The 23317-nt window shown below is 57.7% G+C and carries 21 protein-coding genes; 7 read left to right on the top strand and 14 right to left on the bottom strand.

The annotated features are described in order from the left end of the window. Window positions 1-131 precede the first annotated feature (131 nt). From recJ to ffh, 10 genes are all read right to left on the bottom strand, one after another. Entirely contained in the window at window positions 132-1865 is a 1734-nt protein-coding gene (gene recJ / locus D0851_RS17595; RefSeq protein ID WP_117619789.1) for a single-stranded-DNA-specific exonuclease RecJ, read from the bottom strand. Window positions 1866-1871: 6 nt separating this feature from the next. After that, a complete protein-coding gene (gene thrC, locus D0851_RS17590) occupies window positions 1872-3272 on the bottom strand; it encodes a threonine synthase (protein ID WP_117619788.1) in 1401 nt (466 codons plus the stop codon). Between the two features lie 11 nt (window positions 3273-3283). Beyond that, window positions 3284-4585, bottom strand: coding sequence for a homoserine dehydrogenase (locus D0851_RS17585; protein WP_117619787.1), 1302 nt, complete (start codon window positions 4583-4585; stop codon window positions 3284-3286). A gap of 145 nt (window positions 4586-4730) precedes the next feature. After that, window positions 4731-5462, bottom strand: coding sequence for a DsbC family protein (locus tag D0851_RS17580; RefSeq protein ID WP_117620452.1), 732 nt, complete (start codon window positions 5460-5462; stop codon window positions 4731-4733). A gap of 138 nt (window positions 5463-5600) precedes the next feature. Beyond that, window positions 5601-6503, bottom strand: a complete 903-nt coding sequence (gene xerD / locus D0851_RS17575; protein ID WP_117620451.1) for a site-specific tyrosine recombinase XerD — start codon at window positions 6501-6503, stop codon at window positions 5601-5603. Window positions 6504-6614: 111 nt separating this feature from the next. Next, the gene (gene rplS, locus D0851_RS17570) at window positions 6615-6971 is read right to left on the bottom strand and encodes a 50S ribosomal protein L19 (protein WP_099619311.1); all 357 of its coding nucleotides are present in this window, start codon (window positions 6969-6971) and stop codon (window positions 6615-6617) included. A gap of 37 nt (window positions 6972-7008) precedes the next feature. Continuing rightward, entirely contained in the window at window positions 7009-7755 is a 747-nt protein-coding gene (gene trmD / locus D0851_RS17565; RefSeq protein ID WP_117619786.1) for a tRNA (guanosine(37)-N1)-methyltransferase TrmD, read from the bottom strand. Window positions 7756-7758: 3 nt separating this feature from the next. After that, window positions 7759-8286, bottom strand: a complete 528-nt coding sequence (gene rimM, locus D0851_RS17560) for a ribosome maturation factor RimM (protein ID WP_117619785.1) — start codon at window positions 8284-8286, stop codon at window positions 7759-7761. Between the two features lie 27 nt (window positions 8287-8313). After that, window positions 8314-8556, bottom strand: a complete 243-nt coding sequence (gene rpsP, locus D0851_RS17555) for a 30S ribosomal protein S16 (protein ID WP_117619784.1) — start codon at window positions 8554-8556, stop codon at window positions 8314-8316. Between the two features lie 163 nt (window positions 8557-8719). After that, window positions 8720-10108: a signal recognition particle protein gene (gene ffh / locus D0851_RS17550; protein ID WP_117619783.1), complete on the bottom strand. Its 1389-nt coding sequence runs from the start codon at window positions 10106-10108 to the stop codon at window positions 8720-8722. Between the two features lie 181 nt (window positions 10109-10289). Here ffh and D0851_RS17545 point away from each other — a divergent pair, with 181 nt between their 5' ends. The 5 genes from D0851_RS17545 (at window position 10290) to D0851_RS17525 (ending at window position 16446) form a co-directional block, all read left to right on the top strand. Beyond that, window positions 10290-11096, top strand: coding sequence for an inner membrane protein YpjD (locus tag D0851_RS17545; RefSeq protein ID WP_117619782.1), 807 nt, complete (start codon window positions 10290-10292; stop codon window positions 11094-11096). Between the two features lie 85 nt (window positions 11097-11181). Beyond that, window positions 11182-12465, top strand: coding sequence for an HlyC/CorC family transporter (locus tag D0851_RS17540; protein WP_117619781.1), 1284 nt, complete (start codon window positions 11182-11184; stop codon window positions 12463-12465). 199 nt (window positions 12466-12664) lie between these two features. Then, a complete protein-coding gene (locus D0851_RS17535) occupies window positions 12665-13267 on the top strand; it encodes a Yip1 family protein (protein WP_117619780.1) in 603 nt (200 codons plus the stop codon). Between the two features lie 195 nt (window positions 13268-13462). Beyond that, the gene (locus tag D0851_RS17530; RefSeq protein ID WP_117619779.1) at window positions 13463-15685 is read left to right on the top strand and encodes a DUF1631 domain-containing protein; all 2223 of its coding nucleotides are present in this window, start codon (window positions 13463-13465) and stop codon (window positions 15683-15685) included. Between the two features lie 5 nt (window positions 15686-15690). Continuing rightward, window positions 15691-16446 carry a TonB family protein gene (locus D0851_RS17525; RefSeq protein WP_117619778.1) on the top strand — a complete coding sequence of 252 codons (756 nt, stop codon included), beginning with the start codon at window positions 15691-15693 and terminating at the stop codon, window positions 16444-16446. A 13-nt stretch (window positions 16447-16459) separates the two neighbouring features. Here the strand turns inward: D0851_RS17525 and grxD are convergent, their stop codons facing one another. Further along, the gene (gene grxD, locus D0851_RS17520) at window positions 16460-16786 is read right to left on the bottom strand and encodes a Grx4 family monothiol glutaredoxin (protein WP_117620450.1); all 327 of its coding nucleotides are present in this window, start codon (window positions 16784-16786) and stop codon (window positions 16460-16462) included. Window positions 16787-17024: 238 nt separating this feature from the next. Here grxD and argF point away from each other — a divergent pair, with 238 nt between their 5' ends. Both argF and D0851_RS17510 read left to right on the top strand, forming a co-directional pair. Next, a complete protein-coding gene (gene argF / locus D0851_RS17515; protein ID WP_117619777.1) occupies window positions 17025-17939 on the top strand; it encodes an ornithine carbamoyltransferase in 915 nt (304 codons plus the stop codon). 4 nt (window positions 17940-17943) lie between these two features. Next, entirely contained in the window at window positions 17944-19017 is a 1074-nt protein-coding gene (locus D0851_RS17510; protein ID WP_117619776.1) for an ABC transporter ATP-binding protein, read from the top strand. A gap of 7 nt (window positions 19018-19024) precedes the next feature. Here the strand turns inward: D0851_RS17510 and glpK are convergent, their stop codons facing one another. The 3 genes from glpK to D0851_RS17495 all read right to left on the bottom strand — a co-directional run bounded on the left by glpK (window position 19025) and on the right by D0851_RS17495 (window position 23132). Further along, the gene (gene glpK, locus D0851_RS17505; RefSeq protein WP_117619775.1) at window positions 19025-20506 is read right to left on the bottom strand and encodes a glycerol kinase GlpK; all 1482 of its coding nucleotides are present in this window, start codon (window positions 20504-20506) and stop codon (window positions 19025-19027) included. A 255-nt stretch (window positions 20507-20761) separates the two neighbouring features. Further along, entirely contained in the window at window positions 20762-22381 is a 1620-nt protein-coding gene (locus tag D0851_RS17500; protein WP_227539342.1) for an ATP-binding protein, read from the bottom strand. Window positions 22382-22403: 22 nt separating this feature from the next. Then, on the bottom strand, window positions 22404-23132 hold the full coding sequence (locus D0851_RS17495; RefSeq protein ID WP_117619774.1) for a response regulator: 729 nt from the start codon (window positions 23130-23132) through the stop codon (window positions 22404-22406). Window positions 23133-23317: the final 185 nt, after the last annotated feature.

Here is a 23317-nt window from a genome sequence, read left to right as displayed (position 1 = left end):
GGGAAGTTGCTCCGGGAGACGCTGTGAATACGTCCCTGTACGCTTGACGAAAACATCCCTGTTTTCGACACTCCCGGAGCAACTCCCCCGCCTCCTGCCCAAGCTTGGTCAGTGGTATCGCTTTCCGGGAATCAGGAGAGCGGCTCGAGATAGTCCACCAGGAGCTGCAGATTGGTGCGGCCCCGAAAGGTATTGGCATCCGGTTTGTAAACCACCCGGGCCCCGGTGCGGGTATAGTCAGGCACTTCCGGACCGGTGTTGAAGGCAATGCCATCGATAATGCCGCCACCATCGACCGGCTGCAACACCAGTTTCAGATGGCTTTCCCCGACGATTCGCTGGCTCACCACCCGGAATTCGCCGTCGAACAGCGGCTCAGGGAAATGCTGACCCCAGGGGCCGGCGCGCTTGAGTAGCGCGGCGGTATCGAGAGAAAGTTCGCCCGGGCCCAGAGGCCCGTCAGTGGTGATCGCGGCTTCCAGATCCTCGGCCGAAAGGGTGTCGCGAACGGCGCGGTCGAAGGCTTCGGAGAAAGCGTCCAGGTCTGCTTTGGCGAGGGTCATGCCCGCAGCCATGGCGTGGCCACCGAACTTTTTCATGATCCCAGGGTGGCGGCAATCGACCACCGCCAGTACATCGCGGATGTGCAGCCCGGGGATGGAGCGGGCAGAGCCTTTGATGTCTTCGCCGTTGTCGTCCGGGGCAAAGGCGATGGTGGGTCGGTGGGTCTGCTCTCGAATGCGGGCAGCGAGAATGCCGATGACACCCTGATGCCAGTCGGGATCAAACAGGGCCAGCCCCCAGGGCAAACCTTCAAGGTCCAGTGACATGGAGGCGAGAAGATCCTGGGCCTGGGCTTTCATCTCTTTTTCGATGGTCCGGCGTTCCCGGTTGAAGGTATCCAGCTCCCGGGCCAGACGGCGGGCCTCGTCCGGGCTGTCCGCCAGCAGGCAGGCGATGCCGATGCTCATGTCATCCAGACGACCAGCCGCGTTCAGGCGGGGGCCAACGACAAACCCGAGATCGGTTGAGCTGATGGCAGTATGGTCCCGGCCCGCGATTTCCAGCAAGGCCAGAATGCCAGGGCGGGCCTCGCCCTGACGTATCCGGCGCAGGCCCTGCTCTACGAAAATGCGGTTGTTGTGATCCAGGGGTACCACATCCGCAACCGTCCCCAGGGCCACCAGATCGAGCAGGCTTCCGAGGTTCGGCTCCGGGTTGGGCAGACGATTGGTTTCCCGGAGGTGTTTGCGCAACGCCGTAAGTACATAAAACATCACGCCAACGCCGGCGGCGTTCTTGCTCAGGAAGGGGCAGCCTGGCTGATTGGGATTGACGATGGCATCGGCGTCCGGAAGTTCTTCGCCCGCCAGGTGGTGATCGGTGACCACTACCTTCACACCCAGCTCCCTGGCAGCTTTCACGCCCTCAACGGCGGATATCCCGTTATCAACGGTGACCATCAGGTCCGGAAGCTCGCCTTCGTCGCGCAACCGTTCGATGATGCCCGGGGTCAGGCCGTAACCGTCAGCAAACCGGCTGGGAACGCGAAAATCAATACTCTGTAAGCCGAGCATCGAAAGGCCGAGCATAGCCACAGCGGTACTGGTCGCGCCGTCGGCGTCGAAATCCCCGAGCACCAGAACGTGCTGCTGCCGGTCAATGGCCTCGGCAAGAAGCTCGACGGCACGGTCTATGCCCCGAAGGGACATGGGCGAGGCCAGGTGTTTCAGGGTATAGCTCAGCTGCTCATCGGAGGTGACACCGCGGGCCGCGTACAGACGGCGAAGCAAGGGGGGCAGTTTTTGCCCCCAGCCGGTAAGCGATTCCGGCTGGGGGCGACGCAGGATCTTTTTGGGTGCCATACCAGGTCAGGTATTCTTCCAGTTCTTGGCAATGAACTCCTGAACGCCGGCGATGTTGTTATCCAGCACCGTGTAACGTTCTTCCCGCTCGAACAGGTCCGCCATGTGGGCCGGCAGTGGCGGCTGTACACTCAGGCCGGACTCGGCAACGGCATCCGGGAACTTGGCCGGATGGGCGGTTCCCAGGGTAATCATCGGCACTGCCGGGTCCCGGCGGCAGTTGCGGGCCGCGCGAACGCCGATGGCGGTGTGAGGATCCAGCAGATACTCGTTCTGCTGGTAGATCTCGCGGATGGTATCGCAGGTGGCCTTGTCGTCCACCGCGTCGCTGTCAAACAGCTTGCGGGCATGCTTCCAGCGGTAATCCTCAATGCTGACCGGCCCCTTCGCAGCATTTTCCAGCAGCGTTTTCACCGCCAGCCCATCCCGGCCATGGAGGTCGAACAGCAGGCGCTCGAAGTTGCTGGACACCATGATATCCATACTCGGAGACAGGGTGTGCTCAAGCTGATGCTGCTCGTATTTGTTGCCACTCATGAAGCGATGCAGGATATCGTTCCGGTTGGTGGCAATGACCAGTTGGGAAATCGGCAGTCCCATCTTCTTCGCCAGGTAGCCGGCAAAGATATCACCGAAATTGCCGGTGGGTACCGAGAAGGCCATGCTGCGATCCGGACCGCCCAGTGCCAGCGAGGCATGAAAGTAATACACGATCTGGGCCATGATTCGTGCCCAGTTTATGGAATTCACCGCCGCAAGCTGGGTCTTTCCGCCCAGGAAGGACTGATTGCTAAAGCTCTCTTTCACCATCCGCTGGCAGTCATCGAAATTGCCGCGCACCGCAATGTTGTGGATGTTGTCGCCCTGCACCGTGGTCATCTGGCGGCGCTGCACTTCCGACACCCGCTGGTAAGGATGCAGGATGAAGATATCCACGTGTTCACAACGACGGCAGCCCTCGATGGCCGCCGAGCCGGTATCACCTGAGGTAGCCCCCATGATGACCACGTGCTGCTGGCGCTTCTCCAGGACATAATCCAGCAAACGACCCAGTAACTGCAGGGCGAAATCCTTGAACGCCAGAGTCGGGCCACGGAACAGCTCCATCACCCACTCATTGGTGTCCAGCTGCACCAGCGGTGCAACGGCCGGGTGCGCGAACACGGCGTAGGTTTCATTCAACATCTTGCGGAAATCGTCCGCCGGAACGGCGTCGTCCACAAACGGATGCATGACATTGAAGGCGAGTTCACTGTAGGAAAGCCCGCGCCAGCTCCGGATCTCCTCCAGGCTGAAATGCGGCAGCGATTCCGGAACATAAAGGCCACCGTCGGTGGCCAGCCCGGTCAGCAAAACGTCCTCAAAGCCCAGTGCGGGCGCTTCACCCCGCGTACTGATGTATCTCACGTGCGTACCTGTCAGTTAAAGTTTTCAGCGCGGATCCGGACAACCTGACCATCGGTATCAGACAGGGCTTCCAGCTCGTCGATCGCACGGTTGATCTGCCGTTCCTGAACCGTGTGGGTCAGGATAATCACCGGAATACGGCCGTCTTTCAGCTCGGATTCCTTCTGCATGATCGATTCGATGTTGATGCCGTGCTCACTTAGGATAGAGGCAATCTTCGCCAGCACGCCCGGGCGGTCCAGAGCGGTAATGCGCAGGTAATAGGCGGACTGGATATCCTCCATGGAAAGGACATCCAGGTCCTCCATGGCGTCCGGTGAGAAACCAAGGTAAGGCACACGCTGGCTGCTTTCAGTGGCCACGGCACGTGCGACATCCACGATATCGGCAATAACCGCGGACGCTGTTGCTTCATCCCCGGCTCCCGGGCCGTAGTACATGGTCTGGCCAACGGCATCGCCATCCACCAGCACCGCGTTCAGGACGCCGTCTACCTGGGCAATCAGGTGGCTCTGGGGAACCAGAGTGGGATGAACCCGCAGTTCAATGCCATTGTCCCGGCGGCGGGCAATACCCAGATGCTTGATGCGATAGCCCAGCAGTTCGGCATGGGCAATATCGTACGGAGTGATTTTCGAAATCCCTTCGGTATAGCCTTTTTCAAACTGCAGAGGTACACCAAAGCCGGCCGAGGCGAGAATGGTCAGCTTATGGGCTGCATCAATGCCTTCCACGTCAAAGGTCGGATCTGCCTCTGCATAACCCAGGTCCTGGGCTTCCTTGAGCACTTCTGTAAACTCGCGACCTGCACGCATTTCGGTGAGGATGTAATTGCCGGTGCCATTGATAATGCCGGCAATCCAGTCGATACGGTTTGCCGCCATGCCTTCACGCACCGCCTTGATCACCGGAATACCACCGGCTACACCGGCCTCGTAGGCAACCACAACACCGGCCTTCTCGGCGGCCTCGAAGATTTCGTTGCCGTGAACGGCGATCAGGGCCTTGTTGGCCGTCACAACATGCTTGCCATTGCGGATAGCCGCCAGCACGAGTTCACGGGCCGCGTCGTAACCGCCGATGAGCTCCACCACGATATCCACACCTGGATCGTTCACCACGTCGTAAATGTCGGTGCTGAAGGGTACGTCTCCGAGGTCCATGTCCTCGCGAGCCCGGCGACTGGCAATCCGGGTAATCCGGATGTTGCAGCCAGCCCGGCCGGCAATGAGCCTGGCATTCCGGGTCAAGACATTAAAGGTACCGCCGCCGACGGTTCCCAGTCCGCAGATTCCGACACTGACGTCTTTCAAACTCTCACCTCTGATCCCGAAGGGGTGCTGATGAATTGCAATAAGGAGGCATAGTATACCGATTCAGGCCTCACTGAATAAGCCCTGAACCGGAACCAACTCAAATACTGAAAATTTCGGGAAGCCCTGACGACCGAAACTGCAATCAGAGCAGTCCAAGCCCCTCTGCCAGACGCTTCGCCGGGACATAACCACGGACCATATTGCCGTCTTCCAGGACAATGGCGGGCGTGCCGGTTACGCCAATCTGACCACCAAGCCGGTACTGCTCCTGAACCGGGTTTTCACAGCTGGCCTCATCAATGTGCTTGCCTGCCTTGGCTGATGTCATAGCCGCCTGCTGATCCTCGGCACACCAGACCGACTCGTATTTCCTGAAAGAAGCTGTGTTCGGGCCTGAGCGGGGAAACGCGTAGTAATTCACCGTAATGCCATACTCATTGAGCTGTGGCACCTCATCGTGAAGCTTCCGGCAATAGGGGCAATCGATATCGGTAAAGACGCTCACCACGGCTTTTTCATTTTTTGCCGGAAAACGGATTGCACCATCATCGCCAAACCCGGCCATCGCTGCCTTGCGGGCCTCGGCGCGGGCAACTTCGGTGACATTTGCAATGCCCTGGTCGGTAATCTTAAGAAGGTCACCGGTCATCAGGTACTGGCCATCTTCGGTGGTATAGATGGTATCGCCGTTGTTGCTCTGAACCTCATAGAGGCCTTCCGCCTCGGATTTTCGCACCGACATTACCTTCAGCCCCGGCACCGCCTTGGTCAGGCGCCCGGCAATCCGGTCCTCAACTTCGCCGGCACTGACGCTGGCCACTCCCGACAAGCCGGCAACGACACCGAGCACCACGATAAGACTTTTAATATTCATTCTGGCAAACAACCCTTTTTCAGTCATCGGTTAAACAACCCGGGCAGTATTGGCACAGGCCGGGGATCAATTCAATGCGACATCCCCGTGCGGGGAAAGTTCACCTCGAGCCCTGTCACTCCCCGGCCACCGAGCCACTCAGCCACGGGGGTGATGGGCCTGGTGCAGCGAATGAAGACGCTGCCGGGCCACATGGGTGTAGATCTGGGTCGTGGACAGATCCGAGTGACCGAGAAGCATCTGGACAACACGCAAGTCCGCGCCATGATTGAGGAGATGCGTGGCAAACGCATGCCTGAGCGTATGGGGGGACAGGTGTTTCCGGATACCCACTCGCACGGCGTAGTGCTTGATACGGTGCCAGAAAGTCTGACGCGTCATGGCGGCTGCCCGGTTACCGGGGAATAGCGCATCACAGGACCGTCCCCTCAAGAGCTCCGGACGCGCTTGTTTCATATACCGGAGCAACCAGTCCACTGCCTCTTCGCCCAGGGGGACGAGGCGCTCCTTGTCACCCTTGCCGGTAATCCGGACCACGCCCTGGCGCAGATTCACCTGATCAACCCTCAGCTCCGTCAGCTCCGATACCCGCAGACCGCACCCGTAGAGGATCTCCAGCATGGCCTTGTCCCGGAGTTCGATGGCAACACCGGGGTCCGGCTCTGAAAGCAGCGCATCCACTTCCTCTTCTGTCAGGGAATCCGGAAGGCGTCGCGGCAGACTCGGACTGTCTATACGCAGGGTCGGGTCCTCGGCGATCAGACTTTCCCGCAACAAAAACCGGTAAAACCGCCGGAGCCCCGAAAGGCGCCTTGCAGCCGTGGAGCTCTTTATCCCTTCTGCAAGCCCACGGGACATCCAGGCCAGAAGGTCGGCTCTGCGCACCTCCGTCAGTATCGGACGACCCGGCCGGCGCTCCAGCCATTCGGACAACCGTGACAGGTCACTTCGGTATGCCTGCCTTGTCTTCTCACCAAGCCCATCCTCAAGCCAGATCGCATCGACAAACCGACCGATCACTGATTCGTCTTCTGATCTCACGCCCAAGCCCTCAAACTGTGACTAACCCACAGCAAGCCTACCGGGCCACCAGACACAAAAAAGGCAGCCATGGGCTGCCTTTTTTGTGTCTGGCGCTCAGCAATACGCTGATCAGCCCAGCTTTTCCTTGATACGAGCTGCCTTGCCAGACAGGTCCCGCAGGTAATAAAGCTTGGCCTGGCGTACGTCACCGCGACGCTTCACGCTAAGGCTGTCAATCAGCTTAGAGAAGGTCTGGAAGGTACGCTCAACACCAACGCCGTAAGAAATCTTACGCACGGTGAACGAAGAGTTCATGCCACGGTTACGCTTACCGATGACAACACCCTCGAACGCCTGCAGACGCTCACGGTTACCCTCGGTTACGCGAACCTGAACGACCACGGTGTCGCCCGGCGCAAACGCGGGGATTTCCTTGGTCATCTGTTCTGCTTCAAGTTGACTGATGATGTTGTTCTTGCCGCTCATCGTAATGCTCCTGATACCCAATCTGTTAATGCCCTGATCATTCAGAGGCACCCGGTTCGTTCAAAATCTCTTCCAGCAACTGACGCTCTTCGTCCGTAAACACCCGCTTTTCAAGCAGGTCGGGGCGTCGCTGCCGGGTTCGCCTCAGCGACTGCTTGAGTCGCCAACGCCGGATCTGATCATGGTGACCGCCCAATAAAACATCCGGCACCGCCTGACCTTCGTAAACCTCGGGCCGGGTGTAGTGCGGACAATCCAGCAAACCGTCGGCGAAAGAATCCTGCTCTGCCGACTGCGCATGACCCAGCGCTCCGGGGATGAGGCGTGTAACCGCATCAATAACAGCCATTGCTGCCAGCTCGCCACCGGAAAGAACAAAATCACCCAGTGACACTTCCCGATCGACCTCCGTCGCTATCAGGCGCTCATCAACACCCTCGTACCGGCCTGCCACGAGAATCAGCGGCTTTTCTGCTGCAAGCGACTCGACAACGGACTGATTCAACGTCTCGCCCTGGGGCGACAGATAAACCACGCAAGCCTTGCCAGGCGCCGCTTCCCGGGCCGCGTGAATGGCATCCCTGAGGGGCTGAATTTTCATCAGCATACCCGGACCACCACCATAGGGCCGGTCATCCACTGTGCGGTGCCGGTCATGGGTATAGTCACGGGGATTCCAGCTCCGGAAAGTCAGAAGACCGTCCCGGACTGCCCTACCCGTGATCCCGTAATCCGTTACCGCACCGAACATATCCGGGAACAGACTGACTGCGCCAATCCACACCCGTCAGAACTCCGGGTCCCAGTCGACAACCATACGCTGCGAAGCCAGATCAACCTTCCGGACCACCTGGTCCGGAAGGTAAGGAATCAGGCGCTCACGCTGATCGATGGAGCCCGCAGTTGCCTGCACCACCAGAACATCGTTAGACCCGGTTTCTATCAGATGGTGCACTTTACCAAGGCACTCATCCTCAACCGTGAAGACCTCAAGACCTTCCAGCTGAAACCAGTAGTACTCCCCGTCGGGGAGCTCCGGCAACTCTGCCCTGGAAACCCTGACCTCAGCGCCACAGTAAGTGCGCGCCAACTCACGATCATCAATTCCTTTCAGCCTGACAACAATGGCCTGCCCTTGGCGGCGACCTTCTTCAAGCCTGGCCGGAATACGTTTACCGTCCAGATCCAGAGTCCAGTCCGGATAGTTCAGTATTCCTTCTTTGGGGTCAGTGTAGGAGAAGACTTTCAGCCACCCCTTGACCCCAAACACCGACGTAATCCGGCCGATCACAGTCTCCTGCACATTCTGTGTCATGCCACCAACCCCGGTGTCAATACTGGGTTACTCAGCGGCCGCCTTCAGCAGCTGGGCAACGCGATCACTGGCCTGCGCACCCTGGCCAAGCCAGAAGTTGACACGGTCACGATCTACGCGCAGACGCTCTTCCTGGCCACGGGCAACCGGGTTGAAGAAGCCAACACGTTCAATAAAACGACCGTCGCGTGATTTGCGGCTGTCGGTGACTGTCAGATGGTAGAACGGGCGCTTCTTGGAGCCGCCACGAGCCAAACGGATTGTTACCATTTAACCAATATCCTGTTCTGTTGTACGAACTTTGTACGATTCACGCCGACTGAACAACAGCTGGCGCGAAGACCCATACTCGAAAGGGGCGCTATTCTATGCTAAATACACGCCAAAGAAAACAGGCAAACCGGTTGTTTCCCGGTTTTCCATGTAAGGCTTTTTACATACGGCCAAATGGAGGCGCGCCACCACCTCCGCCGCCCGGCGGCATCATGCCACCCAGGCCGCGCATCATATTCGCCATACCACCCTTTTTGCCAAACTTTTTCATCATTTTCTGCATTTGCTTGTGCTGCTTCAGCAGACGATTCACATCCTGGATCTGTGTACCAGACCCGGTGGCAATCCGGCGCTTGCGGGAGTTATTGATGACATCCGGGTAGCGGCGCTCCTTCGGAGTCATCGAGCAAATAATCGCTTCCATCTGCCCCATGGACTTGTCGTTTACCTGCTGCTGGGCCATCTGGGCCATCTGTCCCATACCCGGAAGCTTGTCGAGCAAACCACCAATGCCACCCATATTCTTCATTTGCTGCAACTGGTCGCGGAAGTCTTCAAGATCAAAGCTCTTGCCCTTCTTGATCTTCCTGGTGAGCTTCTGGGCCTTTTTCTGGTCCAGCTTGCGCTCCGCTTCCTCTATAAGGGAGAGCACATCGCCCATACCCAGAATCCGGGAGGCCACCCGGTCCGGGTAAAACGGCTCCAGCGCATCGGACTTCTCGCCCACACCCAGGAATTTGATCGGTTTGCCCGTGATGTGACGGACGGACAGAGCCGCCCCCCCCCTGGCGTCGCCATCGGTTTTGGTCAGCACCACGCCTGTCAGCGGCAAAGCGTCGTTGAATGCCTTGGCGGTGTTGGCCGCATCCTGACCGGTCATGGCGTCAACCACAAACAGGGTTTCTACCGGATTGACGGCTTTGTGCAGCCTGCCGATCTCACCCATCATCTGCTCATCGACATGGAGGCGACCGGCGGTATCAAGAATCACCACATCAATATGCTTCTTCCGTGCGGCAGCAATCGCACCTTCAGCAATATCCACGGGATCCTGGTCAGCGGTGCTCGGAAAAAACTCGACGCCGACCTCGCCCGCCAGGGTTTCCAGTTGCCGGATCGCTGCCGGACGGTAAACGTCGGCACTGACAACCATCACGGATTTCTTCTGGCGTTCCTTGAGGAAGCGGGAAAGCTTGGCAACAGTGGTCGTCTTACCAGCACCCTGCAGGCCGGCCATCATAATCACGGCCGGCGGCTGAACATTCAGGTTGAGGGATTCGTTACCCTCACCCATCACCCGTTCAAGCTCCTGCTGAACGACCTTTACAAATACCTGGCCCGGCGTAAGGCTGCGCTGCACCTCCTGTCCGATAGCACGCGCGCGGACACCTTCGACAAAATCCTTCACTACCGGAAGGGCAACGTCGGCCTCCAGCAGTGCCATCCGCACCTCTCTGAGGGTGTCCTTAATATTGTCATCGGTGAGGCGCGCCTGGCCGGAAATCTTGCGCAGACTGCCGGAAAGTCGGTCTTGGAGGTTCTCAAACATGTTGCTCTTCCGTACCCCGGATAAATTGAGTGCATGAACCACAGAGCCAGCGTCGGCTCCTTGATTCCAGTTGCATAATCGCGACATTATAACCAGACTATCGCCCTGAAACGACCAGCCCGGTCAAATCGGCTGAAACCAATGCCGATCCCCAGTCAGAACAGTGGTTAATAAGGAAGTCATGGGAACGCTGATTCTCGCGGTCACCTCTCTTTTTCTGTACAGCGTAGGTACTGCGCTGCAAGCCCTGCATTTCAGGGGCCGGGTTCAAAGCAACCTCGCCATTACCACTCTGATTGGCGTACTCGCCCTGACCAGTCACGGCCTTCTGATAGCCCAGACCGTTCACCATGACGACGGCTTCGACTTCAGCTTTTTCAAAAGCTCGGTGCTGATTTCCTGGCTTATCGTCTTCCTTTTGCTTGGGCTGAACCTGAAAAAGCCGGTTCAAAGCCTGTTTCTGGGCGTGTACCCGCTGGCCGGACTCACGATTATCCTGGCGCTGATCACCCATGGACCGTCCATACTGGTGTCAGACCAGAGCTATGGCATGCTGTCCCATATCGCATTGTCAGTGACAGCCTACAGCCTCTTTACACTGGCGGCTATCCAGGCTGTGCTCCTCTATTTCCAGAATCGCCAACTGAAGCACAACTATAACAGCCTGCTGGTACGCAACCTGCCACCGCTGCAAACCATGGAGTCGCTGCTGTTCGAGATGGTCTGGGCCGGCGTGGTAATGCTTATTCTGGCGATTGTGACCGGCGCGCTCTTCATAGAGGACCTCTTCGCCCAGAATCTCGCCCACAAAACCCTGTTCTCGATACTTTCCCTGCTGGTCTTCGTGGCGCTTCTGATCGGGCGCTACACCAAAGGCTGGCGCGGCATCACGGCAAGCCGGTGGACACTGGCGGGCTCCGCGCTGCTGATGCTGGCATTCTATGGCAGCAAGTTTGTGCTGGAACTCATTTTCCAGAGAGGCGGTTGAGGCCTGATGCGCCCGGCAATCTCTTGACACAGAGCTCCCCCACACCCTATTTTCGCTACTTGTCGGTAATATAAGGACACCTCTTTTGAACGAAACATCGCTTACCGCGCTGTTTATTCTCCTTGTCGGACTGATCCTGCTCTCCGGATTCTTTTCCAGCTCAGAAACGGGGATGATGTCCCTCAACCGGTATCGCCTCAAACATATGGCCAAGACCGGCCATAAAGGCGCCAAACGTGCCCAGGGCTTGCTGCAACGCACGGACCAGCTGATCGGCGTGATCCTCATTGGCAACAATTTCGTCAATATCTTTGCATCTTCGATTGCCACGGTTATTGCGATACGCGTCTGGGGCGACGCCGGCATTGCGATAGCCACGATCCTGCTCACCATCGTGATCCTGATTTTTGCAGAAGTGACCCCCAAAACCCTGGCCGCGCTGTTTCCGGAGAAAATCGCGTTTCCCGCCAGCTACATACTCGGGCCGCTATTAAAGATCCTCTACCCCATTGTCTGGGCCGTTAACCTGTTTACCGGTGGCATATTGAAACTGCTTGGAGTTTCTGCGGCAGATGCTGCCAATGACCATCTCAGCCGGGAGGAACTCAGGACCCTCGTCAATGAGGCCGGTGCGCTGATTCCCGCCAAGCACAAAGACATGCTGGTCAGCATTCTTGATCTGGAAAAAGTGACAGTGAACGACATCATGGTGCCCCGCAATGAAGTGGTTGGCGTCGACCTGGAGGACGACACCGACACAATCCTGCGCCAGTTACGCAGCAGTCAGCATACCCGGCTGCCGGTATTCAAGGGTGACATCAATAACATTCAGGGAATACTCCACCTCCGGAGTGTCTCCAAGCTGCTCCAGCAGGAAGAAATCAACAAGGCGATGATCATGCAATTGTGCCAGGAGCCCTATTTCATTCCGGAAAGCACACCTCTGAACACCCAACTGATCAACTTCCAGAAAGGCCGGCGCCGGTTTGGCGTGGTGGTCGACGAGTATGGTGACGTCCTTGGCCTTGCAACGCTAGAGGACATACTGGAAGAGATTGTCGGCGACTTTACAACGGACTACGCAGCAACCAGCCCCGATATCATTCCCCAGGACGATGGCACGTTTATCATTGACGGCGCATCTGCAGTGCGCACCATCAACAAGACCCTGGGCTGGAAGCTGCCCACGGACGGACCAAAAACCCTCAACGGCCTGATTACCGAAACCCTGGAAAACATTCCGGACACCAACGTCTGCCTGAAAGTGGACGGGCACCGGGTGGAAGTGCTGCAGATTAAGGACAACGTCGTGAAAGCGGCTATTGTGCACCCTAAAAAACGCAAAAAGCGCTCGCTTTCGCTGACCTGAACCGACCAAACTTTCTCCTTTCCCCTCTCTCCTTTCCCCCTTTTTTCCCCTCTCCCCTTTCCCCGCCGCTATAGACTCTTCAGTTATAGCCGCGATCCTTCTTGAAAGATCAAAATTTAATCGCCAGCTTGACCATTATCAATCCCGCACCAAGACTGAAGGTGCGTGCGACAATAAAACAACCACAAGGAATTCGTCCATGAGCCTGGCTCACAGTTTTGGCCTGTTTACCCATCCGGACCAGGAATGGGAAGCGATACGCAAAGAATCCGAGTCTGTTACAAGACTCTATGCCGGCCATATTTTGTTACTGGCCCTGATCCCCGCCGTAGCAGGTTTTTATGGAACCACCCAGGTTGGCTGGCAAATTGGCGACGGCCAGATAACCAGACTCTCCACCGCCAGCGCGCTACAGTTATCGGTGCTGTTCTATGTCGCCATGCTCGCGGGCATATTTGTGCTGGGCAAGTTCATCGATTTTTTTGCCGCCACCTACGATGCGGTTGAGCGGATACCGAGGGGCGTCGCTCTGGCAGCCTACACGGCGACGCCGATTTTCCTGATCGGCGTCATCGCTGCGTATCCCAACATCTGGGTCAATATGCTGGCCGGGCTCGTAGCTGCTGGCTATGCAGTCTATCTGCTCTACAAAGGACTCCCCATACTGATGAAAATCCCGGAAGAGCGAGGCTTCATGTTTGCATCCGCCGTGCTCACAGTCGGACTGGTGATGTTTGTCGCCCTGCTGGCCATCAGCGTGGTCATCTGGAGTATGGGTATAGGTCCTGTTTATGTGAACTGACCCCAATATCCCTGGTAAGTCAGTAACATGCATGAGGGTGTCCTGAAGGGCACCCTATGTTTTTTGAATTCGGTCCCACGTTAGTGTTTAGTCATGTTAACTTTAGCGAAAATGCGGTAGATTTAGCCAATAACGAGAAGACAAGGATCTTGAGCTCGGTCATGTATCCGGTTGAGGCGTAAACAGGAGTCTGCCATGAACAAGCAGTCCGGCATACATTACCTCCGTGAGCATCGGGAAGCAGGGAGTGGCAAACCAGTTCCCGTGGAGGTCACCCGCATCCGGGACACTGTTGTCGCCGGGCTGGGTGATTTGCTGCAGGGTGCTTTCGACGCCGTCGACGATTCACTGTTCGAACTGGCCAATAACGCACGCAGCAATAATGAGCAGAACCGGTATTTCGAGGCTATGCGTGAAATCCGCATCAAGCGGAAGGGGGTGGAGCGACACTTCCAGAACATGGTCGCCCAGTATTTCGAGAACCCGCCCCATACCGGCCCCCTCCAGGAAGAAAACCTGAGCAAGCAGGCCAGTGCCGACACCCTGTCTCTGGTCGGAAATGACGACCTGGAAGAGCAGGTTGCGCTCAACGCTATGATTACCAAAGCGAAAGCCCATTTTCAGGGCCCGCTGCTCCAACTCCAGACCCGCTTCAGTCAGGTTTATCCGGAAGCCACCGACGAATCACCGGTTAACCCGATGGCGCCAGAACATCTTTGCAGCGCCTTTACCGAGGCGATACAGGCACTGGAAATCCAGATCCGGGAACGCCTGATTCTGCTCAAGCAATTTGACCGCTACGTTGTCTCCAACCTCGGGATGCTGCTGGACGAAGCCAACCGCATTCTGATTCAGGCCGGCGTCATCCCGAATTTCCGTTATCACGGCAAAGCGGGACAGCAACATGGTGCTTCAAAGGCACAAGGCGCCAGCAAGGAGGCATCCGAGGCGGCAGACTCCGCAACTCACACAATGGCCGGAGAGTCTGGTAACAGCAGCGCTGTTTTCGACCAGATCAGGGAGATGCTGGCACATCAAAGGGCCAATGCCGGGATTCCGCCCCGATCATCCGACCCCAACGTTCGCGTAGTCGGCGATTCGGAGCTGGCCAGTTTACTGAATTCGCTGCCTCTTGCAGGTGTCAGGCACGACCAGGGCGACCTGAGTAACGGGGAACCCATCAGTATCGATCTGAGACAGTTGATGCAACAGCTGCTTGCCAAGGCAGATGCGGGGGATGGCCGAAAACCGGCACTGAACGAGGTCGACGAAGATCTCATCAATCTGGTGTCCATGTTGTTCGAGTTTATTCTTGATGATTACAACCTGTCTGCTCCGGTCCAGGTTTTGATCAGCCGCCTTCAGATTCCGATACTGAAAGTGGTCATTCGGGACAAGAGCTTCTTCAGCCAGGCCACACACCCGGCCAGACGTTTGCTGAACTCCCTCGCCCGGGCAGGCATCGGGTGGAGCAGCAGCGACGAGAAAACCAAGGATAAGCTGTACGGCCAGATCCACAACATCGTTCAGAGGATTCTCAACGAATTTGATGGCGATATAGCGCTGTTCGAGACACTGAACCAGGAGTTTGAGCAATTCCTGGAACGGGAGAACCGCAAAGCCTCACTGGTTGAGCAGCGGACCCGGGAATCGGAAAGGGGCCGAATCAAATCCCAGACAGCACAGCAAACCGTCGATAACTTACTGAAAGAAAAAGTGTCACGCTACAAACTGCCAGAATCGATCCACGACATTCTGATGAATGGCTGGAGCCGGGTAATGTTTCTCGCCTACCTTCGGGACGACGTTGAGCATCGCTGGAATGCGACGGTGAAGGTGGTCGATGACCTGATCTGGTGCCTGCACCCACATCAGGAAGATGACGAGAGGGACCAATGGGTTCGGGTCGTGCCAGGCCTGTTAAAAGCTCTGAGATCAGGCCTGGAGGAGGTTTCCTACAATTCGTCCAGGCTGGACGAAATGATGAGCCACCTGAAACATGAACTGGCCGAAGCGTTCCGGACCAATGCGGCCATAGAGGCACGGCAGGACTCCCCGCAAGAGATTGAAGAAGAGGAAATCGCTACCGTTCACCAGACCGCGGTCGAGAGACAGCAGGAACTGGAAGAAGCTGCAGTTTCCGAGTACGTCGCCCAGATTGACAGTATTGAAATCGGTAACTGGGTTGAGTTTCGCCTGGTCAATGGCGCCAATTTCCGCTGCAAGCTTTCCGCCATTATCGAGGAAGCCGACTGCTTTGTCTTTGTGAACCGGATGGGGCTGAAGGTCATCGAGAAAACGCGGATCCAGCTGGCCCATGAAATGCGCCGTGGCCGCCTGACCCTGCTGGAACAGGGCGCGTTGATCGACCGGGCTCTGGACGCTGTTGTCGGCACCTTACGGAGTAAAACGGCCTGACATTAATGGTCGAAGAAGGCAGTGCCCGTACCCTTCCGGCAAGATACCGGATCGCCCTTGCACTATCCCTGGCGCTACTGATTCATACCCTGTTGCTCTCTGGTATTCCTTCGCCGGTCAGAGAGCAACAGGAAGCCCATCGCGAAAGCCTGAAATTTGAACTGATTCCTCCGGGTACTGATGAGACTTCCCGACCCGGCCCGCAATCCGATGCAACCAGCCGGCCAATACCTCCCATTCCACGTTTTACGGCGGAGCCTGTCGAACCGATAATAACCCGGCAAAAGCCCGCCCCTTCGGATGCCCCCAGACAGAGTGCCTCCGAGCCGCCTGCACTAAAGCCCGAAACACCGGAGAATACCCGCAAATCAACAGCCAGTAACAGCGCCCGCGCCGGGGAGATTGCGCAGCCAGAAGTGCAAGCCACCGAGGCAACGGTAACCCGCATTACCAAATCCCCGGTCGAGCAGGATCCATACGTGGTAATCCTGGCGACACATCTGGCGCGCGAGCTTGAACAAGCCAGGGTTCCGGCAATGAGGGAACTGTCCCGGACTGTGGCAATGGAAGTGGAGTTACAACTGCTTGGTAATGGTGCCCTGACCCGGGCAAGAGTACTGAAATCGACGGGAATTGAGGGTATCGATGAGGCCGCCTACCGGGCTGCCCTGGCGGCAAGCCCCTACCCCAGGCCACCCGAGGGGGAAAACAGCCAGAATCGTTTCGAGGTTGAACTGGTGTTCACCCCGAAACGGCTCTGACTCAAGACCGCTGTCAGGCTTCTGCCTGCTTCGCAGCCTCTTTGACCATCTTGGCCAATTCACCGCTCTCGGACATTTCGAGAATGATGTCACAACCGCCAACGAGCTCGCCATTGATGTAGAGCTGTGGATAGGTCGGCCAGTTGGAGTATACCTTGAGGGCCTCACGGAGCTCCTGATTGTCCAGGATATTCACGAAGGCAAAACGCTCGCCACAGGCCATCAGAGCCTGCACGGTTTTAGCGGAAAAACCACACTGGGGCGCCTGGGGGCTGCCCTTCATGTATAGGATGACCGGGTTTTCGTCGAGCTGGCTCTTGATGGTTTCATTGATATCCATGAACATTCACCTCTGTTGGAACAGTCTTGCCACACGGCAATTTGATTGCCGCTATTGTACACGGGTGCGCAACCGCTCACCAAACACCGTGATATGACCTCAGACAAGGCCATGGGTTCCCGCCCGGTTGCAGCGTTGTCATAGCTGCCCTGAAGGGCTAGACTTGATGCCCCGTTTTTTCAGGCAACGTTCAGGCAATCCCGCCCGCCGCGGGATTCGTTGAGATAAGGGCCATTTCATGGCGGCAAGACATTTTCTGACACTGAATGACATGACAACCAGTGAACTGGAAAACCTGGTTGATCATGCCACTGCACTGCGCAATGAATGGCGGCAGGGCAAGGTTCGCGACTCCCTTAAAAATCGTGTGCTTGCAATGATCTTCGAGAAGTCATCAACGCGGACCCGGGTTTCCTTTGAAGCCGGCATGGCCCAGCTCGGTGGCTCCGCGATGTTCCTGTCGCCACGGGACACCCAGCTAGGCCGGGGCGAACCCATTGAAGACTCTGCCATCGTTATTTCGAGCATGGTGGATGCGGTGATGATACGCACCTTTGCCCATGGCACGGTCGAGCGTTTTGCCGCTGCTTCCCGGGTTCCGGTTATCAATGCCCTGACGGATGAGTTCCACCCCTGCCAGCTGCTGGCCGATATGCAGACCTATCGGGAACACCGTGGCAGCATTCGCGGCGCCACCGTGGCCTGGATCGGCGATGGCAACAACATGTGCCACTCCTACATCAACGCGGCGGCCCGGTTTGATTTCCACCTGAATGTTGCCTGCCCCGAAGGCTACGAGCCCGCCGAATCCCTGATCAGGGCACACAGCGATCGCGTAACCCTGTTTCGCGAACCGGCAGAAGCAGCGCGCAATGCCAACCTGTTGGTAACGGATGTCTGGGCATCCATGGGTCAGGAAGACGAACAGAAAGCCCGCGAGAAGGCGTTCAGTGGCTACCAGATCAATCCGGAGCTCCTGGCCGTGGCGAATAAAGACGCCTTGTTCATGCACTGCCTGCCGGCACACCGGGGCGAAGAGATTTCCGCAGACATGATGGAACATCCCGCTTCGGTCGTGTGGGACGAGGCTGAAAACCGCCTGCACGCCCAGAAAGCCCTGCTTGAGTTTCTCATTCTGAACCACCTGGACTGACCCCATGAGCACGACCGCGCAATCTCCTGCAGACTGGCTGCTTGAGGTCAACAACCTGTCTTGTGGCTACGGCGGGGATTCCGTGGTCAAGGATGTCAGCTTCGCCTTGAGCCACGGCGACATCGGCTGCCTTCTGGGCCCCAGCGGCTGCGGTAAAAGTACCATCCTGCGGGCCCTGGCCGGCTTCCTGCCATTGACCGGTGGTGAAATCTGCCTCCAGTCTCAGGCCATAAGCCTGCCCGGTCGCACCCTGCCGCCCGAGAAACGTCGGATCGGCATGGTGTTTCAGGACTACGCCCTGTTTCCGCACCTGACAATCGCCGATAACGTTGGCTTTGGCCTGCGCAATCTGGGCAAGGCGGAAAAGCGGCAGAAGGTCATGGAGCTGCTCAATGTCGTTCACCTCCAGGACCTGGCCGATAGCTACCCCCATGAACTTTCCGGCGGCCAGCAGCAACGGGTTGCCCTGGCCCGGGCACTGGCACCCGAGCCGACCCTGATCCTGCTGGACGAGCCGTTTTCCAATCTGGATGCGGACTTGCGCCGGCGCCTGAGCCTGGATGTTCGCGAAATTCTCAAAACCCTGGGGATCAGTGCCATCCTGGTGACCCACGATCAACAGGAAGCCTTCGCCATGTGCGATCAGGTGGCGGTGCTGCGGGACGGCATGATCCAGCAGTGGGACGTGCCGTACAATCTCTATCATGAGCCGGCAAACCGCTTTGTGGCCAGCTTCGTCGGCCAGGGCGGATTCATCCCCGGCAAGGCCCTGGGGCCAGATACCATTGAATCGGAACTGGGCATCATTCACGGCAACCGGGCCTACAGGTGGTCCTCGGGAACCCTTGTAGACGTACTGATCCGACCGGATGACATTGTCCACGATCCGGACTCGGATCTTCGACCGAAGGTTATCGAGAAAACCTTCGCAGGCACCTCAACGCTTTACCGCTTCCGCTGTTCCGAAGACACTGAGTTCGAGGCCCTGTTCCGAAGCCATCTGGACTTTCATCTGGGCGAGCATGTGCCGGTGCGCGTGGAGGCGGATCACCTGATCGCTTTTGAGCGCACCGGCTGAACCACGCTCAGTTGTTACAGACCCGTTCCACGGCATCAATCCAGCCGGCATAGAGGGATTCACGCAGGGCTGGCCGCATGCCGGGGTGGAACTGGCGCTCACAGGCCCAAAGCCCGGATATCTGCTCGAGACTCTCGAACACACCTGTCTGCAGGCCGGCGAGGTAGGCGGCCCCGAGCGCCGTTGTTTCCGTAACCCTTGGCCGGTCAACGGTGACATTCAGGATATCCGCCAGGAACTGCATCACCCAGTCATTCACCACCATGCCGCCATCCACCCGCAGGGACTCAAGCCGGGCACCATCATTCTGGATAGCGCGCACCAGGTCTTTGGTCTGGTAACACACCGATTGCAGGCCCGCCGTGACTATCTCGCCAATCCCCGTGTCCCGGGTCAGCCCCATGATCGCCCCGCGGGCATGAGGATCCCAGTGCGGCGCACCCAGACCAGTAAACGCCGGGACAAGATACACCGGATTATCGACACCCACCGCCTCCGCGTGGGCCGAGGACTCATTGGCGTGGGCAATCAGCTTCAGCCCGTCCCTCAGCCATTGCATGGCCGCACCGGCGACGAAAATGCTGCCCTCCACGGCGTAGCAGGGCTTCCCGTTGAGGCGATAGGCCATGGTCGTTAGCAAACGGTTCTCGGAACGAACGGCCTGGTCCCCGGTATTGAGCATCAGAAAGCATCCGGTGCCGTAGGTACTCTTGGCCATGCCCGGCTTGAAACAGGCCTGCCCCACCAGAGCGGCGTGTTGATCGCCGGCAATGCCTGCAATCATGACCGGGCTTCCCAGCCAATGTGATTCCGAAGTGCCATAATCCGCGGCACTGTCCAGCACGTCCGGTAACAGGGCGCGGGGCACACGGAACAGGGCCAGAAGTTCGTCGTCCCAGCCCTGCTCGTGAATATTGAAAAGCGCTGTGCGCGAGGCATTGGTGGCATCGGTGCAATGTGACTTGCCGCCAGTCAGATTCCAGAGCAACCAGCTGTCCACCGTGCCGAATGCCAGCTCACCGGATTCTGCCCGCTCACGGGCACCCTCCACATTGTCCAGTATCCAGGCGATCTTCGTGGCCGAGAAATAGGGATCGATAAGCAGCCCCGTCCTCTCGGTGACGCTGTCTTCGTGGCCGTCAGACTTGAGCTTGGTACACCAGGAGGCAGTGCGACGATCCTGCCAGACAATGGCATGGTGTATGGGCGTGCCGGTGGCCCGCTCCCAGATCACCGTGGTCTCACGCTGATTGGTGATGCCAATGCCTGCCAGGTCGCCGGCCTCAATGCCGGCCTTCCCCAGGGCACCGCGGCACACTGCCAGAGTACTGTCCCAGATTTCCAGGGCATCATGCTCAACCCAGCCGTCCTTTGGGAAATACTGGTGGAACTCCTGTTGAGCAGTAGCAACGCTGTTGCCCGTCTGGTCGAAAACGATCGAGCGGGAGCTGGTGGTGCCCTGATCAATGGCGAGCAGATAACGGGTCATGGACGGCCTCCTGTTGTTTTTTCCGATTCTAACAGCAGAGGCCCCGGGAAAGAGTGAACAATCCGGAATTTGGCGGCAGACAAAAAAAAGGGCCGGAAAACCAGCCCTCAAATGACGAATGAAACAAGGAAGTTCGTAAGAACTACAACCTCAAAAGTCATCCCTTACGTTTTCAATTATTGACGCCGAAGCAGGAAACTTCAGTAGCGCTTGTGTAGCAGCTTTGTTACATCAGGTGAGTCAGTGAGGGCTGGTTCACACAATCGAATCCAGTGCTTTCTTTCTGGGCCAGACCAGGCTGAACTTCGCGCCGCCGAGGGTGTCGCTTCTGCTGACGAAAGCCTGGCCGCCATGCCAATACAGAATCCGCCGGACGATGGACAAACCGAGACCGTAGCCGCCGGAAGTACGGGTGCGGCTGTCGTCCAGCCGGGCAAAGGCCGTAAACACTTTTTCCCAGTCCTCCTCCGGAATTCCGGGGCCATCATCCTCCACGTCAATCCGGCAGTTATCCTCGTCAAAATGACAGTTTACGACGACCTTGCCAGCCGCATAGCGACCAGCGTTACCAACCAGATTCTGAATAGCCCGGTGCAGGTAACGAGGCTCGACATCCGACAGTGCCCAGCGTTCGGACATCTCATCAATATTGTCTTGAATACTCAGCTCCGATCGCACCAGTTGCTGCTCCGCAACCACCTGGCGGACGATGTCGGTTACCGAGGTTTCCTGAAGGGAGAAAACCGGGCCGCCCTGCTCCAGCCTGGCGTAGGTGAGAATCTCGTCGATCAGTTCGTCCAGTTCCTGTATATCGCCGTCAATACCGTCCAGCTGTTTCTGGAGCGAGGCCTGATCCTGACAATCCTCGATCATCTGTACACCAAACCGGATCCGGGCCACCGGGGTGCGCAATTCGTGGGACACCGCGTGAATCATTTCCCGCTGCACCTGCACCAGCCGCTGGATATGTTCGGCCATGCCGTTAAAGGAAGCTGCCAACCGGGAAACCAGGGTCCCTTCGCCCGCCTGAACCCTTGCCCCCATTTCGCCGCGGGCTATGCGAACAGCCACCGACTCGACGGTTCTGAGATTGTTATCCACTTCCCGGAGCGCCAGGAACAGGGCCACCGCAAGCACGCCACCCAGCACCATAACCAGCAGGAGAACAACGGGCCAGGACCAGGCGCTGAAGGGAGCCGGCATATCAATCCGGAACAGCTCACCGTCCGAGAGTTGAATAATGACTCTGCCAGAGCCATCAGAGCCCTCTGTGTAGACGGCCAGGCCACGGTCGGCAACCTGGCCCAGAACATCCGAACCCGGCAGCAGGGCTGAGTCATCCAAAGGACGAACCTCGACATTGAGGGCCCGTGCCATTTGGGCAGCAACATCGGGACGATTCTCGGGCGGCGCTGAGCCAAGATGCCAGCGGAAGATCAGCCCGGTGGTTTCAGCCACATCGTGGTAAGGGTTGGTCAGGCGCAGTTGCAAAACCTGTCCGGACAGACCCGCGATGAGTACCCGGTACCCGGCACCACTCTCAATTCCGACCACCTGGCCGTAACCCAGCCTCTCGAGGGCCACCTGGGAAAGGACAAATTCGGAGGCGGCACCCACACGGAAATCAACCGTCGATCTCAGCCAATGATATTGCTGCGCCGGCGCAGGCGCGGCTGCCAGCCACCGTATCACAGGTTCAGGAAAGCGCTCATGCCAGAACTGGGAGCGGACCGAATTGATACCGGCAAACAGAAGAGCACACAAAAGAACAACCAGCGCAGTGAGGCCGGCAAGGCGGGCATAGAGCTTGAGGAAGAACTTCAGGGGCATGATACCAACCCTGGCATGGAACACCGGTGTGCAGGCCGTTTGCACGCCGGTTCCAGCGACTGAATCGTCAGGCTTCCTTTACGAACAGGTAGCCTTTACTGCGAACGGTCTTGATGCGCCGTGGATGGATAGGATCATCACCGATTTTGGGGCGAATCCGCGACACCCGAACATCAATGGAGCGATCCTGGCCGTCGTACTCGATACCGCGCAGCGCCGTAAAGATTTCTTCCCGACTCAGGACCCGGCCCGCATTACTGGCCAGCAGCCAGAGCAGGTCAAATTCGGCGCTGGTCAGATCGATACTCTCGTCGTTCAACCAGGCTTCACGCATGGAGCGATCGACAACCAGGTCATTGAACTGAAGGCGCACCGGCTCTTCGCCGCTCGATTCATCAGCTGAACCCTGCCCCGCCTCGGTTACCCGTCTCAGCATGGCGCGGATACGGGCGAGCAAAACCCTGGGTTTGACCGGCTTGCCAATGTAATCGTCCGCGCCCATCTCCAGACCAAGAACCTGATCCAGATCATCCGTGCGGGCTGTCAGCATGATGATAGGGCCGGAATAGAATGGACGCACCCGGCGACAGATGGACAGGCCATCTTCCCCCGGCAACATCAGATCCAGCACCACCAGGTCGGGCTGCTCGTTGCGGATCCGCTCCACCGCGGGGCCACCGTGAGTTTCCAGGGAGACGGTCAACCCGTTGCTTTCAAGATACTCACGGGTTAACTCAGCCAACCGCTCGTCGTCCTCGACAATCAGAATTCGCCAACTTTCGTTTGTCTGTTCCACGCCATCCGTCTCTGGTTTTGTTATTCCGGTTTCAGGTCATTCTGTGTACCTGACAATACAGGCAACCTGCTGTAACAGCAATTATACATGCTATTCAGAAATATACATGGAACCGCTGTTTCGTTACAGCCCGTGACACAGCTCCGGCGCAGTCAGTTTGCCCTGCGATGTCACAGACACATCAC

It is taken from the genome of Marinobacter sp. Arc7-DN-1 (assembly GCF_003441595.1).
Taxonomy (GTDB): Bacteria; Pseudomonadota; Gammaproteobacteria; order Pseudomonadales; family Oleiphilaceae; genus Marinobacter; species Marinobacter metalliresistant.
The sequence above is the reverse complement of the archived record's forward strand: the minus strand, read 5'-3'. Positions and strand labels throughout refer to the sequence as shown.

Excerpts from the sequence above, each read along its gene's own strand:
- D0851_RS17545 (WP_117619782.1), top strand. The coding sequence starts at position 10,290 with ATGGGAACGCTGATTCTCGCGGTCACCTCTCTTTTTCTGTACAGCGTA.
- D0851_RS17535 (WP_117619780.1), top strand. The coding sequence starts at position 12,665 with ATGAGCCTGGCTCACAGTTTTGGCCTGTTTACCCATCCGGACCAGGAA.
- glpK (WP_117619775.1), bottom strand. The coding sequence starts at position 20,506 with ATGACCCGTTATCTGCTCGCCATTGATCAGGGCACCACCAGCTCCCGC.
- rimM (WP_117619785.1), bottom strand. The coding sequence starts at position 8,286 with ATGACACAGAATGTGCAGGAGACTGTGATCGGCCGGATTACGTCGGTG.
- argF (WP_117619777.1), top strand. The coding sequence starts at position 17,025 with ATGGCGGCAAGACATTTTCTGACACTGAATGACATGACAACCAGTGAA.
- recJ (WP_117619789.1), bottom strand. The coding sequence starts at position 1,865 with ATGGCACCCAAAAAGATCCTGCGTCGCCCCCAGCCGGAATCGCTTACC.
- grxD (WP_117620450.1), bottom strand. The coding sequence starts at position 16,786 with ATGGATATCAATGAAACCATCAAGAGCCAGCTCGACGAAAACCCGGTC.
- ffh (WP_117619783.1), bottom strand. The coding sequence starts at position 10,108 with ATGTTTGAGAACCTCCAAGACCGACTTTCCGGCAGTCTGCGCAAGATT.
- rplS (WP_099619311.1), bottom strand. The coding sequence starts at position 6,971 with ATGAGCGGCAAGAACAACATCATCAGTCAACTTGAAGCAGAACAGATG.
- rpsP (WP_117619784.1), bottom strand. The coding sequence starts at position 8,556 with ATGGTAACAATCCGTTTGGCTCGTGGCGGCTCCAAGAAGCGCCCGTTC.
- D0851_RS17525 (WP_117619778.1), top strand. The coding sequence starts at position 15,691 with ATGGTCGAAGAAGGCAGTGCCCGTACCCTTCCGGCAAGATACCGGATC.
- D0851_RS17580 (WP_117620452.1), bottom strand. The coding sequence starts at position 5,462 with ATGAATATTAAAAGTCTTATCGTGGTGCTCGGTGTCGTTGCCGGCTTG.
- D0851_RS17510 (WP_117619776.1), top strand. The coding sequence starts at position 17,944 with ATGAGCACGACCGCGCAATCTCCTGCAGACTGGCTGCTTGAGGTCAAC.
- D0851_RS17530 (WP_117619779.1), top strand. The coding sequence starts at position 13,463 with ATGAACAAGCAGTCCGGCATACATTACCTCCGTGAGCATCGGGAAGCA.